The organism is Chryseotalea sp. WA131a (assembly GCA_025370075.1).
Lineage (GTDB): Bacteria > Bacteroidota > Bacteroidia > Cytophagales > Cyclobacteriaceae > ELB16-189.
Genome location: CP073016.1, coordinates 1,299,147 through 1,312,383 on the forward strand (window position 1 = coordinate 1,299,147; position 13,237 = coordinate 1,312,383).

Annotated in this window: 16 protein-coding genes; 9 read left to right on the forward strand and 7 right to left on the reverse strand. The window is 41.3% G+C overall.

Features of this window, described 5'->3' with window-relative positions; genetic code table 11:
• Nucleotides 1–50: 50 nt before the first annotated feature.
• Nucleotides 51–2,204, reverse strand: coding sequence for a PQQ-binding-like beta-propeller repeat protein (locus KA713_05810; protein ID UXE68102.1), 2,154 nt, complete (start codon nt 2,202–2,204; stop codon nt 51–53).
• Between the two features lie 162 nt (nt 2,205–2,366).
• Here KA713_05810 and thiL point away from each other — a divergent pair, with 162 nt between their 5' ends.
• The 4 genes from thiL (at nt 2,367) to KA713_05830 (ending at nt 4,652) form a co-directional block, all read left to right on the forward strand.
• On the forward strand, nt 2,367–3,395 hold the full coding sequence (gene thiL, locus KA713_05815; protein UXE68103.1) for a thiamine-phosphate kinase: 1,029 nt from the start codon (nt 2,367–2,369) through the stop codon (nt 3,393–3,395).
• Between the two features lie 149 nt (nt 3,396–3,544).
• The gene (locus tag KA713_05820) at nt 3,545–3,949 is read left to right on the forward strand and encodes a hypothetical protein (GenBank protein UXE68104.1); all 405 of its coding nucleotides are present in this window, start codon (nt 3,545–3,547) and stop codon (nt 3,947–3,949) included.
• A 143-nt stretch (nt 3,950–4,092) separates the two neighbouring features.
• Entirely contained in the window at nt 4,093–4,317 is a 225-nt protein-coding gene (locus KA713_05825) for a DUF2281 domain-containing protein (protein ID UXE68105.1), read from the forward strand.
• Complete coding sequence (locus tag KA713_05830) at nt 4,317–4,652, forward strand: type II toxin-antitoxin system PemK/MazF family toxin (protein UXE68106.1); 336 nt, start codon at nt 4,317–4,319, stop codon at nt 4,650–4,652. The genes KA713_05825 and KA713_05830 overlap by 1 nt, the downstream gene beginning before the upstream one ends.
• On the opposite strand, the gene KA713_05835 is transcribed toward KA713_05830, so the two are convergent.
• Together KA713_05835 and KA713_05840 are read right to left on the reverse strand one after the other, a co-directional pair.
• Nucleotides 4,630–4,995, reverse strand: coding sequence for a hypothetical protein (locus tag KA713_05835; protein UXE68107.1), 366 nt, complete (start codon nt 4,993–4,995; stop codon nt 4,630–4,632). The genes KA713_05830 and KA713_05835 overlap by 23 nt on opposite strands.
• A 76-nt stretch (nt 4,996–5,071) precedes the next feature.
• A complete protein-coding gene (locus tag KA713_05840; GenBank protein ID UXE68108.1) occupies nt 5,072–5,686 on the reverse strand; it encodes a DUF479 domain-containing protein in 615 nt (204 codons plus the stop codon).
• Nucleotides 5,687–5,780: 94 nt separating this feature from the next.
• Here KA713_05840 and KA713_05845 point away from each other — a divergent pair, with 94 nt between their 5' ends.
• The 5 genes from KA713_05845 (at nt 5,781) to KA713_05865 (ending at nt 10,427) form a co-directional block, all read left to right on the forward strand.
• Nucleotides 5,781–7,022, forward strand: coding sequence for a hypothetical protein (locus KA713_05845; GenBank protein ID UXE68109.1), 1,242 nt, complete (start codon nt 5,781–5,783; stop codon nt 7,020–7,022).
• Nucleotides 7,019–7,693 (forward strand): response regulator transcription factor, encoded by a 675-nt coding sequence (locus KA713_05850; protein UXE68110.1) that lies wholly within the window; start codon nt 7,019–7,021, stop codon nt 7,691–7,693. Before KA713_05845 ends, KA713_05850 begins: the two co-directional genes overlap by 4 nt.
• Before the next feature lies 1 nt (nt 7,694).
• Nucleotides 7,695–9,008 (forward strand): HAMP domain-containing protein, encoded by a 1,314-nt coding sequence (locus KA713_05855; protein ID UXE68111.1) that lies wholly within the window; start codon nt 7,695–7,697, stop codon nt 9,006–9,008.
• Nucleotides 9,009–9,115: 107 nt separating this feature from the next.
• Nucleotides 9,116–9,511, forward strand: a complete 396-nt coding sequence (locus tag KA713_05860; GenBank protein UXE68112.1) for a TerB family tellurite resistance protein — start codon at nt 9,116–9,118, stop codon at nt 9,509–9,511.
• A gap of 22 nt (nt 9,512–9,533) precedes the next feature.
• Nucleotides 9,534–10,427 (forward strand): lipid A biosynthesis acyltransferase, encoded by an 894-nt coding sequence (locus KA713_05865; protein ID UXE68113.1) that lies wholly within the window; start codon nt 9,534–9,536, stop codon nt 10,425–10,427.
• A 34-nt stretch (nt 10,428–10,461) separates the two neighbouring features.
• Here KA713_05865 and KA713_05870 read toward each other — a convergent pair whose 3' ends face one another.
• From KA713_05870 to KA713_05885, 4 genes are all read right to left on the reverse strand, one after another.
• Nucleotides 10,462–10,917, reverse strand: a complete 456-nt coding sequence (locus KA713_05870) for a DUF4199 domain-containing protein (GenBank protein UXE68114.1) — start codon at nt 10,915–10,917, stop codon at nt 10,462–10,464.
• A 132-nt stretch (nt 10,918–11,049) separates the two neighbouring features.
• Nucleotides 11,050–11,277 carry a hypothetical protein gene (locus KA713_05875; GenBank protein UXE68115.1) on the reverse strand — a complete coding sequence of 76 codons (228 nt, stop codon included), beginning with the start codon at nt 11,275–11,277 and terminating at the stop codon, nt 11,050–11,052.
• Between the two features lie 113 nt (nt 11,278–11,390).
• On the reverse strand, nt 11,391–12,014 hold the full coding sequence (locus tag KA713_05880) for a CoA pyrophosphatase (protein UXE68116.1): 624 nt from the start codon (nt 12,012–12,014) through the stop codon (nt 11,391–11,393).
• A gap of 1 nt (nt 12,015) precedes the next feature.
• Complete coding sequence (locus KA713_05885; protein ID UXE68117.1) at nt 12,016–13,194, reverse strand: tetratricopeptide repeat protein; 1,179 nt, start codon at nt 13,192–13,194, stop codon at nt 12,016–12,018.
• Nucleotides 13,195–13,237: the final 43 nt, after the last annotated feature.

Below are 13,237 nucleotides of genomic sequence, written 5' to 3' on the forward strand. Positions count from 1 at the left end.
GCTAGTTAGGCTTAGAAAGGCTTTGGTTTAGATCAAAGCCTTTTTTTAAGCTATGGCAACCCAAAAGCAATGTAATAATCCCCCGACTTCGTTTTCATTTTTCCGCCACCGCAGGCAATCACTAAAAATTCTTTTCCGTCTACTTCATAAACGGAAGGAGTCGCAAAGGCGGGCACGGGCAGTGTGTACTCCCACAGCAACTTTCCTGATTTTTTATTGAAGGCTCTTAACTTACCATCACTTGTAGCGGCAATGAAGAGAAGGCCACTTTTAGTCACCACCGAGCCACCATAGTTTTCTGTACCAGTGACAATCCCTTTCTTCTTCCATTCAGGAAATTCCCCAAACGGAATTTTCCAAACAATCTTTCCGGTCTTCAAACTGATGGCATTCAAAGTTCCCCACGGTGGCTGAATACCTGCATAGCCTTCAGGGCTTAAGAATTTATTGTAACCGTTGATATTGTACGGAAGGTGAGTGAACGAATTGGTATCGGCTTTCTGCAGCAATTTTTTCTGTTGTAGGCTTTTGTCATTCAAAACAAACGAAGCAATGGCATCCACCTCTTGTGAAGATAAATTTTGAAAGGCAGGCATCATTCTTCTACCGCTTCGGATCAACGCCTCAAAATCTTTGGTATTGTATTTTTTTTCTACGTCTATCAACGATGGATTATTTCCTGAACCTTTTCTATCTGCTGCATGGCAAGCCATACAGTAGGAAGTGTACAATTGTTTGCCGCCATGTAAATAACTTTCTTCCTTCGTCAATCGCTTTTCTACCTCTACCATCTGAATGTTCCAAGGCATTTCGTTTGCGTTCACATATAAGTAATGGGTTTCCGGGTCGAACGAAGCACCGCCCCATTCGGCTCCGCCATCCAAACCCGGAAAAAAAATGGAGCCACGTAAGGTCGGTGGCGTAAACATATGCCCCTTGTCCACTTTCGAAAAAACTAATTCAATTTGCTGGCGCGATGAATCGGGCAGCCACCTGTTCAAATCACTTTCTGAAATCGACTGGCGCATGAATGGCGCTGGCCAAGTAGGGTAAGGTTGGGTGGGCGACAACTCCTCTCCTTCCAATTCCGAATTCGTTGGAACGGGGCGTTCCTCAATTGGGTAAACGGGCTCCCCTGTTTCACGATTCAACACAAATACAAACCCGTGCTTAGTGGGCTGCGCCACGGCATCAATCTTTTTTCCATCTTTTTCTATGGTAACCAAACTAGCAGGTGTGGGCAAATCGCGGTCCCACACATCGTGATGGATGGTTTGATAGTGCCATTTGTATTTTCCGGTAGCGGCATCGAGTGCCAAGATAGAATTGGCAAACAAATTATTGCCCAAGCGCTTGCCTCCATAAAAATCAAATGAGGCGGAACCCGTGCTCGCATAGACAATTCCTCTTTCCTCATCCAAACTAAAACCGCTCCACGCATTCGCACCGCCAATATATTTGTAGGCGGTCGTATCTTTCCATGAATCAAAACCAAATTCTCCAGGTTGCGGAATGGTATGAAAAATCCATTTCATTTTTCCCGTGCGCACATTGTACGCACGAATATGTCCGGGCGCGGCCTCACTGCCCTCATTCACACGCGAACCCATGATGAGTAAGTTGTTAAAAATTATGCCCGGTGAAGTGGCCGCCACATACATCTTGCTCACGTCACGACCCAAATTATGGTGCAAGTCAACTTTGCCGCTATCGCCAAAAGATAGAATTGGTTTTCCGGTAACGGCATCAATAGCCCACAAGATGGCGCCTGCTGTAAAAAATATACGTTGGTCATTTTCTTTATTCCAATAAGTAACACCCCGATTGTTGTTGAGGATAAATCGAGCGGTAGCGTTTACGTTTTCTTTTTCCGCTTGCGGATCGAAACGCCATTTCGCTTTTCCAGTCTTTGCATCCAATGCCATTAACTTAAGTTGGGGGGATGTGCCATACAACACACCATTTACAATGATTGGGTTACATTGTATCTGTGAAGAATGAACGGTGTCTGCATCGCCCGTTCGGTATTGCCACGCTACCTTCAACTGCTGAACGTTAGTGGTATCAATTTGGGTAAGTGTACTGTATCGGATATTTTCCTTAGAGCCACCCGTTACTTTCCAATCGCGGTATTTATTTTCTGTGCAAGAGATTGACAGCAGTGCGATAGAAAAAAGAGGAAACGTAAAATTTCGGCAATTCATTACTGTTTTCTTTTGAGAATACAAGATAGGGAATGGTTTCAAAAGAATGGTAAATAAAATGCTTGCGCTCAGGCTTTAGGAAGCTTAGGCAATCATTAGCATGGTGTGGTCTCCAAATTGTACTTTTGCAAATTAAACGACAACACCAATCGACATTACCTTATGGATGAAACACGAACAGAGCTTGCCAATCTGGGGGAATTTGGCCTTATCGACCGTATACAAAAACAATTTTCTGCGCAAAACCTTACGTCTGTAGTTGGGATAGGCGATGATGCAGCCGTGATTGATGGAGGCGCAGACGCGCTGTTGGTAACCACTGACATGTTGCTGGAAGGCATTCACTTTGATTTGAGCTACATGCCGCTGAAGCACTTGGGCTACAAAGCGGTGGCGGTGAACGTGAGCGACATTGCTGCGATGAATGGCAAGCCCGAACAAATTACCATTGGCCTTGCTTTGAGCAACCGCTTTTCGGTGGAGGCCATTGATGAATTGTTTAGTGGCATTAAAGCTGCATGCACCGATTATGGTGTGGACTTGGTGGGTGGTGATACGACATCATCGGCCGCTGGTCTTGTGATTTCGATTACCGCACTCGGCAGAGCGCCAAAAGAAAAAGTGGTGCTGCGCAGCACGGCCAAGGTCAACGATATTGTTTGTGTGACGGGCGATTTGGGTTCGGCCTATTTGGGTTTGCAAGTATTGGAGCGCGAGAAGCAAGTGTTTTTGACTGACCCCGAAATGCAACCAGACCTAGAGAAATATGAGTACATGGTAGGTCGGCAATTAAAACCTTCGGCAAGGATGGATATTGTGCATGAGTTGGCAGAGAAAAACATTGTACCTACTTCGATGATTGATATCTCGGATGGGTTGGCTTCTGAACTTTTTCATATCAGTAGGGCATCGGCTGTGGGCATAAAGATTTTTGAAGACAAGGTGCCGATTGATAGTATGGCATTTGAAACGGCCATTGAGTTTAAGTTGGATCCAATTACGTGCGCACTCAATGGTGGCGAAGATTATGAATTGCTCTTTACCATTAAGCCCAGCGATTTTGAAAAACTAAAAAACCACCCCGACATTCATTTTATTGGCCACACGCACAACGACCCCAAACAAAATGTGATGGTGACCAAGCAAGAAACGGTGGTGCCGCTGAAGGCGCAAGGGTGGAGGCATTTTTAAAGCAACAGCTAAATAATAGAATACCAATGAAAAGTCGTTTTTTGTATGTGTTAATTTTTGCTTCAATAATTTCGTGAGCCCAAAAAAGCAATCGAGACGAAGCAATTAAATACTACAACTCATTTTCAGAGATTTTCGAACCTTTTAAAATGGGAACCGAAAGGTTTATGCGCGACTCCAAAAGAATAGTCGAAAGTAGAATCAAAGGACCGCCTGGTGTTTTGACAAGAACGGATAGCATTGAAGCAATTAGATTAATTAAGGATTTCGAATCTCTATCGATAACTACGGCAACAAATCTCCAATCTTTGAAAAACTTTGATGGCAACAATCTTAATGTTGATGCATTGAACTTTGTTAATTCTAGTACTAAATTAATTAAGGATGCATTTGGGAAAGTTCTATTTAAGGATGGAGATTCGTTGGCAAAGGACAAAGCTAAAACAATTGAAGAGCTCAGCCTTGGGGTAGAAAACCTTATTAATTTGAATAGTGAAATAAGAAAATCTCAAACTGATTTTCTAAAAAAGTACGATATTCCAATAGCAGACTAAAGCTCATTGGCGCTAAGGGTTAATTTTTCAATCCTCCGGATACGGAATAAAAACAATTGGGTGACGGCTCTGCTCATCACAAGAATGCAGCAAAATCATTCAACATTAAAATTAATCACTAAATTCGATAAAAATTTGAAGGCATGAGTCGTGAAGCATTGATTAAAAAAACTATTCAGAGTCTTGATAAACTTCCAGACCATCGGGTAAAGGAGGTGTCAGATTTTGCCGAGTTTTTGCTAAGTAAAATTGAGAATCAAATCTTGACAGAAGGCATTCAAAAGCTAGCTGCCAACTCTAAATCCTACCAATTTTTGGAAGATGACCCAGACCTTTATTCTGTTAGTGACTTAAAGGAGCGCTATTGATGAAAAAAGGGGACGTTGTTCTAGTGCCTTTCCCATTCACAGATTTGTCGGGATCTAAAAACCGTCCGGCATTGGTTCTGGTAGTAACAGAAAATGATGTAACCGTTGCGTTTATCACTTCTCAAATGAAATGGCTAGAAGAACTTGATGTAAAAATCGAACCAGCGTTTGAGAATGGCCTAAAGCAATCTTCGTTGATACGGATAGGAAAACTGACAACGCTTGATAAAAACATGGTGATTGGAAAACTTGGAAGTATTGGCATAAATGAGTTGCAGATTGTTAATCAAAATCTTATTCAAATCTTTAAACTCAATCCTCCGGATACGGAATAAAAACAAAATTGGTAAAGGCTTTGTCCACTACAAAGAGGCAGCAAAATTCATCGGGGTCTTTATAGGTGCTTTTAAAATCTTCGGTGCGATCTTCGGCCACCAATTCGCGCTGTTGAAATTCGTTGAGGAAAGAAGCGAAATAATTCCAGTCGAGGCCCAACGAAAGTTTATCGACCAACAATTGCCCAATGGGAATCACCTCCTTTGAGATGGCAAAAATCGGGTAGTCAAAACCTGCTTTGCGGATTTGGTAGGAAGCTTCTTTGAGTGTGTCGGATACTTTGATAAAATCGGCACTAATGGTGCCCAAGTATTTTCCGTTTAGTTCGGGATCGTTTACCATATTAGCTGCAAAGTTAATGGTTCGAGGTTAGAAGTTAGAGGTTCGAGGTTAGAACTAGAAAGTCGATAAATAAGGTTCAATATCCTGGGTTAGTTCCTAAGCTCGCTTGCCTTCGAATCCATTCATCACAAAAATTCTTCAACTCAGGAAAGAACGCCTCAAACTCATTTTTGAATTCTGTATAATGCAATCGCAAATCTTCGGCAGCTTCTTCCATGTGCGAGATGTGGCTCGTGCGCCTGGATAATCCCGTAAGGGCTTTGTTGATTCCCTCGATGCTGGCGTAGTTCAGCAGCCAATTGCCCTTCATCATGTAGGGCATCATGTTTTTTACTTGCTGGGGAACGATGGCCTTGTTATTTTCAATCAACTGATAAGCTGCCTGTGCATATTCGGCCAAGGGTTGGGTATGATAATGGTTCCATAAGTTGGCGAGGTAGTGGTCGTAATATACGTCCACAATTACAGGCGCATAGTGGCGGTACTTGGGTCGGAGTCGGTCTTTACTTTTTTTAACGGTTGCGTGTTTGTCGGTATATTGGTCAATAGCACGATGAAGCTCAATCCCTTCGGCAAGTGCTTCTCCAAATTGCTCTACTAAATTGCGGCCGCGCACAAAGTCACCAATGAAATTGCCCAACTTGCGCTGCGGGTTATTGCCGGAGAGGTAGAGATGGGCGAGGAAGTTCATGAGAAGGTAAGTTAACAAAAACGAGCTTAAGAAAAATTAAGGTCAACTTTAGCTCGAACTAATACTGCTTACCGAGTATTGTTGAAAAAAAACGATGAAAAAAGTTATTTTCTATTTCTGGTTTTGGGTTAGCACTTGGCCGATGCTCAATGCGCAAACAAAACGGATTGTTGAGCAACGTCCATTTCAAGGAATCGTTGTTGAATATGTTCCTTCTGTGGGCATTGCTTACGATGTTATGGTGGTAAAGGATGGAGAAAAAACCATGTTAATTCGATTTAACTCCATCCAAGGGAAGGAAATAACAGAAAAGTTTCCTGTCGGAAAATCCGTAACTGGCATTAGCAAAGGTCGTCTAAAAAGGTTTGATGCCGTGACTCCTAGTAAAATGAAAAGTGAACTGAACGATTTCTTTCAATTTTTTTTGGCAGATTCATTGGTGAGTGCCAAGTCTGACGATTTAGAGATAAAGAGCAATTGGGACAGCACAAAAAAAAACAAGAGTGTTTTGAGCGCTAGTCGAGAAGATACCTACGTGTTGTTTGATCAAGAGGTTGTTCAAGTTATTGAATTATCAAAAACAAGAAGGGTATTCTTATTATCTGACAAAACACTTCTTATAAAAAATGGGCTCTTTTCTTTCGGTAAGAAGGTCAAGACAATTCGTAAAGGAGATAAAATATCTTCTATGGGTTTTGAAATTAGTAGACTAGAAGGTGAAGTTTACCCTATTTCTGGTTTTGAGAAAGTCAAAAGCATCAATCTTTTAGAAAAAACGGAGGGCATCATTGAGTCATTCTATTTTAAACAAAATGGCGCTTGCATAGGGTTTGCCGTCTCTACCCCCGTTGGGAAACTGCAACTTAATTTTCCTGCTGGGTTTGCAAAAAAAATCATGGAAATAGAAAAACGAAAGGAACCAGTGAAATTATACTATGATGGATTTAAAGGTGATCAAAGAAATTTGCTATTTCCAACCATTCACGGACTAATAAGTAAAAGTGATACGCTGCAAATGACAGGATTTTATTATGGCGATCCCGATGGCAAACATGAATATAAAGACATCAGTAGTTTTGGAACTATCTCGAAAGTCAATTTTTCAGAACGCAAACGAATCGTTTCAGTCATTGTCGATGACAAATATCTCATCGAAATAGATCAACGCACAGAGATGCAATTACGGAGTCTATTTAAAAAAGGCTCGTCAATAAAGTTCGAAGGCGATCAGCGAATAAAAAAAGAAGGTGAGGTATATCAATTTAATTACGAAATTGTAAATCCGAAAAAACTGATTTTAGATGGTCGGGAATTTTTATTGTATTCGAAAAAATGAAAATACTATTGGTTGAAGACGAGCCCAAGCTAAACGAATTTATTCGGAAAGGGCTGGAGCAACAAGGGTATCGGGTAGATGCTGTAAGCAATGGTAGCGAGGCATTGGATTTAGCAGCAACCGAAAAGTATGATTTAATCATTCTCGATATTATGTTGCCGGGTATCAGTGGCTTTGATGTGTTGGAAAATTTAAACCGATTTGGTATTCAAGTGCCGGTAATTATCACCAGTGCGCTTAGCAGTTCGGAGCGTGTGGTAGAAGGCCTCGACAAAGGAGCCATAGACTACATCAAAAAACCATTCGAGTTCAACGAATTTCTAGCACGCATTCGAGCCGTTACCAGAAAAGGCCATGGAAAAAACATAAGCCGCTACCAAGTTGGTAACCTATCCATGGATTTGCTTTCTCGAAAAGTGTTTTACCAAGAAGAAGAGGTAATTCTGACCAAAAGGGAGTTTTCTCTTTTAGAACTCTTGCTCAGCAATTGTAACCGAATTATCTCAAAAACTGAAATGGCCGAGAAAGTGTGGGAAGTAAATTTTGATATGGGAAGCAACGTAATTGAAGTGCATCTTTCGCAATTGCGAAAGAAACTCGGAAACGGAGACTTTATTCAAACAAAAGTGGGGATTGGATATTATATTGAAGGTGAATTAATTAAAAATTAACTTGACTCGGTACATCAGCATTGCTTCCAAAACTGCTTTTCTGTTCATCGCAGTATTCGCCATTATCATCCTTCCTGTCAATTACATTATCTATCAACGAGTAAGCAAGCTCCTAACTGAGGCCGATAGTAAAGAGCTACTAGCAGAGGGTGAAAAATTGATAAGTGAGGTTAAGTTAAATCCTACTACCATACCCTTGCCACCCAGCGGATATTTGCTCAATATTCGGTTAGGCTCTGACTTGTCTTCCGATGTTTTGTTTCTTTCACCTGCGTTTCCGACAGCAACCGAAGAGCTGTTGTATGCAAACGAAATCGAAATCGATACGTTTCGGATTGTAACGGTCAATCGGCCATTGGAATATTCTGAAGCGGTGTTGTCGCTATCTGTTGCCCGAAGTAATCAGCGGCTGCAAGCTAGTTTGGCTCAATTAAAAGTTTATTTATTTCTGGCCAATGCAGTGTCCATTTTGTTGGCTGTGCTTTTGGTTTATATCGTTACACGCTACACACTTCGTCCGATTCAAAAAATAATTCAAGCAGCACAAACCATTAATGCCGATAAAAGTATTGAACGGGTGCCTGTTTCCACTTCATCCGATGAAACACAATTGCTTTCGCAAACCATCAATGCCATGCTTGCGCGGATCGAACACAGTCTTCACCAGCAAACGAATTTTTTCGCCTCGGCTGCTCATGAATTAAAGACTCCACTGGCTGTCATGCAAACGGAACTGTCTGTATCGTTGTTGAAAACAGAAGATGAATCTGTAAAACAATTGTTGCAAAGTCAGTTGAATGAGGTGCTTCGGTTAGATCGGGTAATCCAAGATTTTTTATTGATCAGTCAATTGAAAAGTGAAACATTGCAACTGAAAACGACAGAAGTAAAATTAGATGAGCTGATCTATTCGTCATTAAAGCGAGTGCGTTACCTTATAAAGGATCGAGGCATTCAAATCAAGATTACCATTGCTGAATCCGATCAACTGCATCTGTGTTTGGTTGATGAAGATAAATTTGAAACCGTGATTACCAACCTGATTGAAAATGCCGTCAAGTATTCGCCAGCAAAAAGTACTGTTACTATTCGTCTTTATTCTGAAAGTGGCCGCATTCGGCTAGAGGTTAGCAACCCGTTCTGTCAATCAATTGATAATATCGAATCACTAAAAGATGGTTTTAAGAAATCCAATCAACTTAGCACCGGGCTTGGCATGGGCCTTTGGATTTGCGACCAAATCATTACGCTGCATAGAGGGTTATTAACGCTTACACACTCCGATAACACATTTATTGCAAGGGTTTCAATCTAGGGCTTGAACCTACTTTTTACCATTCAATTTATACACATGTAAGTTAATCAAGCTCAAACTATTTTTATTAGCCAATTTTTTGCCATTTTTGGACAAATAAAACCCGTATGGCTTTACTTGAGCAGCTCAAACTTTTGGTTAACCTGGCACGCATCGATGGCGATATGGCCGAGCGAGAGAAGAGTTATATCATGAACATCGGCAAAGCCAACGGTTTCCCCGAGTCATCGGTGACTACCTTGTTTTATGCTTCTCACGAAATCATTATCCCTGATAATTTAAGTGAAGAACAACGGTTCAATTACATTTTTAGCCTCGTTCAACTAATGAAAATTGACGAGCGACTTTACCAAGAAGAAATCAAATACTGCTCTAGAATTGCTTCTCGACTTGGATATAGCCAAGAGGTAATGTTTGAATTGCTCATACATGTAAAAGCCACCTCTTACAACGAGGAACAAAAGACATTGCGGCAGTTGGTGCAAAAATATATTAAAAAATAGCTTACCATCTGGCCTTGTCTTTATGCGGTTACTTAATCACCTGTTGTATTACGGTTTCATTATCCCCATCTCTTTATTGCCTTTCCGACTTTTGTACATCGTGTCTGACGGGCTCTTTGTTTTATTTTACCGAATTATGGGGTATCGCAAAGCTGTAGTGGTCACCAATCTAAGGAATTCGTTTCCTGAAAAATCAGAGCAAGAAATTGAAAACCTGACCGAACAATTCTACCGTCACTTTTGTGATTTGGTTTTAGAGAGTCTGAAAGTATTTACCATTTCAGAAAAAGAAGCGAAGGAACGCATGACTTTCAAAAACCCAGAAGTAATCAATCGCTATGTAGATGAGAACAAAAGTGTAATGCTAGCGGGTGGCCACCTGAACAATTGGGAGCTATTTGCCGTGGTGGTGGCCAGTGTGATCAAACACAAGGCCGTGGCCATTTACAAACCCTTGTCCAGTGCTTATTTTGACGAACGCATGAAAGCCACGCGTGGAAAGTTTGGGTTGCAGATGATCTCTATAAAAAAGGTCAACGAGTATTTTCAAGCGGAAGCATCTAACCTAACGGCCACCATTTTTGGGGTAGATCAATCTCCATCCAACCCAAGCAAGTGCTATTGGACTACTTTTTTGCATCAAGATACGGGTGTGTTGTTTGGCTGTGAAAAATACGCCAAAGAGTATAACCATGCCGTGGTATACGGAAGAATCAATAAAGAAAAACGTGGTTATTACAATTTTGAGTTTTTAGATGTGACTAGCGAGCCGAGGCAAACCGCAAGTGGCGAAATAATGGAAACGATAACACGATTGCTTGAGAAAGATATAATTAAATCTCCACAATTTTGGTTATGGACGCACAAGCGCTGGAAACACAAACGCCCTGTTGAATTGCTTCAACCCGCAGTTTAACCTTTAAATAATTTAGGATGCCGCTTGGCATGTTTTACGCGCCACCTACTTCATCGGTTTGGATATAGTTGATCAATACGAAGGTTACCAACAAACCAGAGAACACACCCTCTAAAGCCACAATAAAGGAAGCCATGTACGCATTAAGATAGTGACCCATAGGTTCGGTGTCGATAATGTGCTGCATCATGTTGGCATCTACTTTCATCCAAACAAATAAAAACAAAGCAAATACAATTGAACCAATAGCACTGGTGGCCACACCTGTAACCAACGCCAAAAAGTAATTTAGATGTTTGCCGTGTGTCTCTTTGTACTTTTTCAAGGCAAAAAATACACCCGCAACCAAGATTAGTAAATTTAATAACCGAAGTTCAACGTGATCGCTAAGGTTAATTACCTTCATCAACAAAAAATACGCAATCAGACCGCCAGCAATACGAAGGCCGTAGCTCTCCGGAATTCGGTTTGGATTATTAAAAAAGCTCATGTGGATTTGGTTTAGTACCAACAAAATTCAAATTTTTGAGCAATCCCACAACGTTTTTGATTGTAATTATTTACCATATCAGCTAAAACCCTTGCAAATTATTGAATGCCATAGCTTTAGGTCAAATCAAAGCTATGGATAAAAAACTTCTTTCACTACGGGACTAAAATGACCAAAAAGAATGGTAAGGTTAAAGGCATTCAATTGTATAAATGCACTTCTTGCGATGATGAATTCTTTGGTGGTGAGAGATTTGTGGCAACCAACAGCCGTGGTAGTATCATCTTGTGTTTTGCCCACATTTAAAAGCCCGCCAATCACATACCCTTGCTCTTGGCCAAGTTGTTTATATTTTGTCATTGCAACTCAAGTTTAATATAATTGGTTGATTGAAAGGGGGAGAAATCCTCCTTTCTTTCAACCTATTGTTTTGTACTTAATACTTTAACTTAGACATAAACAAAATTTTCAAATTATCTAATCAGCATCCTTAATTCATTCAACATCATTGCCGTTGCCCCCCACACCACTTCGCCATCAATCAAAAAATGAGGAGCTAACATGGGATACATTTTAGCAGCTATTATTTCTTTCGTGCGGATGGCATCTTCTGCAATCAAATCGTAAAGGTCACCTTCTAAAATTTTCTCCACCTCACTTGCCTGCGGAACAAACAAAGGCTTTTCATTGGTGTAAGCTAGCACAGAGGCAACCATAAAGTTGCTGGGTATCACAAAAAAATCGCTCAACCGCCCCAGCACCTTCATTTCTGCTCGGCTCACTCCTATTTCTTCTTCACCTTCGCGCAGAGCGGTTTGGATATAATCTTCGTCTGGTTCTGCTTTTCCACCCGGTAAGCTAACTTGTCCGCCATGCGCACCTAAGTAATCGGGGCGTTTTGTGAGTGGAAATTTTATTCGTCCATTATCTGGATACAATAATATTAAAACACTTCCAGGCTTGGGTGGGAGCTTGTGCTCAAACTTTGGTTTGATCAAACCCGTTGGGGTAGCGCGCATTAGTTCATGCGCCTTTGCTCCCGGCAAGGGCTGCTGGAGGCGTTCCTCAAGTTTTTTAATCAAAATTCCGAAATCCATATCAGTCACATTGCATTACCAATGGAGCGGTTAAAATACTATCTTTTCTTTCTATTGATTTCTTGAAAGCGCGACAGGCCTCTATTTCATTCCCATCTTTCATATAAGCACTTGCTAAGTAAAAATAAATTCTGTCAATAAAAGAATCCATGCTTTCAGCTTGCTTCAGCAATCGAATGGCAGATTTATAATCCTTCTTCATCAAATAATAAATTCCTTTGTTCCGGTAGGCCCAACCATTGTAAGGGTCAGCGGCAATGCTTTGGTTAATGTCCGCTTCGGCTTTCTCAAGCTCGTTCAATTGCAAATAAATATAACCACGGTTGTTAATAAAGTAGGGTTGATCGGGTGCCAACGCAATTGCTTTGTCTATCATCCGCAATGCATCCACCAGCTTGCCCTGTTCTAAATCAATTAGCGAAAGCGTATTATAAATATTTGGCTCATCCGTTTTCAACTTCATAGCCGATTCTAATTCTGCTTTAGCTCTATCAAAATCCTTTCGATAGAAATTTACAGTAGCATGGTTCACCATGCAATCCACACTTTTCGGGTCTAATATTTGTGATTTCTCAAACGCGGTCAACGCTTTATCAAACTCGCGCATTTTGGTGTACACCAGGCCGCGCGTAAAATATGCGAGAGCCGTATCTGGTTTCATTGCAATTACTTTGTCCAAGTCCTCCAATGCTTTGTAGTATTCTTTCAACTCATACTCGGTGTTCGCTCGGTTAAAAAGTGCATTCAAAAAATTTGGTTTGCACTCAATTGCTTTATCATAACTCGGCAACGCTTGCTCATAGCGCTTTTGTTGAAAATGTACTGTGCCTAAATTGTTGTGCGCATCGGCAAAACAAGGCTCCAACTGAATAGCCTCTTGGAAATAATTTTCAGCTTGCCCAAAGTTCCGCTCCTTCGCGGCCAAATTTCCCTTTAGCAAAAACTGCTGCACACGGGTCTCCTTCGAGTTGCATGAAAACAATAAAACCAAACTCAAGAGTCCAATTACGTTGGGGGTCTCTCGCATCGCCCACGCAACCCGTGTGGCCAATCCTTGCTCCACATGCCCTCGCTCCAGCCCACAATTCTCGGCAGGTTGCGGGCTTTCCGCTCCTATCCCCGGCCGACCCGTGCGCCAGCCAGTCAATCGCGCTATAACTATCCATTGTTTACCCATCATCTTACCACTCGTTAGCATACAAAGGTAACAATGTTGCAAATTT

Bases quoted from the DNA above. Each gene is read 5' to 3' on its own strand.
- KA713_05810 (UXE68102.1), bottom strand. From the start codon at position 2,204: ATGAATTGCCGAAATTTTACGTTTCCTCTTTTTTCTATCGCACTGCTG.
- thiL (UXE68103.1), top strand. From the start codon at position 2,367: ATGGATGAAACACGAACAGAGCTTGCCAATCTGGGGGAATTTGGCCTT.
- KA713_05820 (UXE68104.1), top strand. From the start codon at position 3,545: ATGGGAACCGAAAGGTTTATGCGCGACTCCAAAAGAATAGTCGAAAGT.
- KA713_05825 (UXE68105.1), top strand. From the start codon at position 4,093: ATGAGTCGTGAAGCATTGATTAAAAAAACTATTCAGAGTCTTGATAAA.
- KA713_05830 (UXE68106.1), top strand. From the start codon at position 4,317: ATGAAAAAAGGGGACGTTGTTCTAGTGCCTTTCCCATTCACAGATTTG.
- KA713_05835 (UXE68107.1), bottom strand. From the start codon at position 4,995: ATGGTAAACGATCCCGAACTAAACGGAAAATACTTGGGCACCATTAGT.
- KA713_05840 (UXE68108.1), bottom strand. From the start codon at position 5,686: ATGAACTTCCTCGCCCATCTCTACCTCTCCGGCAATAACCCGCAGCGC.
- KA713_05845 (UXE68109.1), top strand. From the start codon at position 5,781: ATGAAAAAAGTTATTTTCTATTTCTGGTTTTGGGTTAGCACTTGGCCG.
- KA713_05850 (UXE68110.1), top strand. From the start codon at position 7,019: ATGAAAATACTATTGGTTGAAGACGAGCCCAAGCTAAACGAATTTATT.
- KA713_05860 (UXE68112.1), top strand. From the start codon at position 9,116: ATGGCTTTACTTGAGCAGCTCAAACTTTTGGTTAACCTGGCACGCATC.
- KA713_05865 (UXE68113.1), top strand. From the start codon at position 9,534: ATGCGGTTACTTAATCACCTGTTGTATTACGGTTTCATTATCCCCATC.
- KA713_05870 (UXE68114.1), bottom strand. From the start codon at position 10,917: ATGAGCTTTTTTAATAATCCAAACCGAATTCCGGAGAGCTACGGCCTT.
- KA713_05875 (UXE68115.1), bottom strand. From the start codon at position 11,277: ATGACAAAATATAAACAACTTGGCCAAGAGCAAGGGTATGTGATTGGC.
- KA713_05880 (UXE68116.1), bottom strand. From the start codon at position 12,014: ATGGATTTCGGAATTTTGATTAAAAAACTTGAGGAACGCCTCCAGCAG.
- KA713_05885 (UXE68117.1), bottom strand. From the start codon at position 13,194: ATGATGGGTAAACAATGGATAGTTATAGCGCGATTGACTGGCTGGCGC.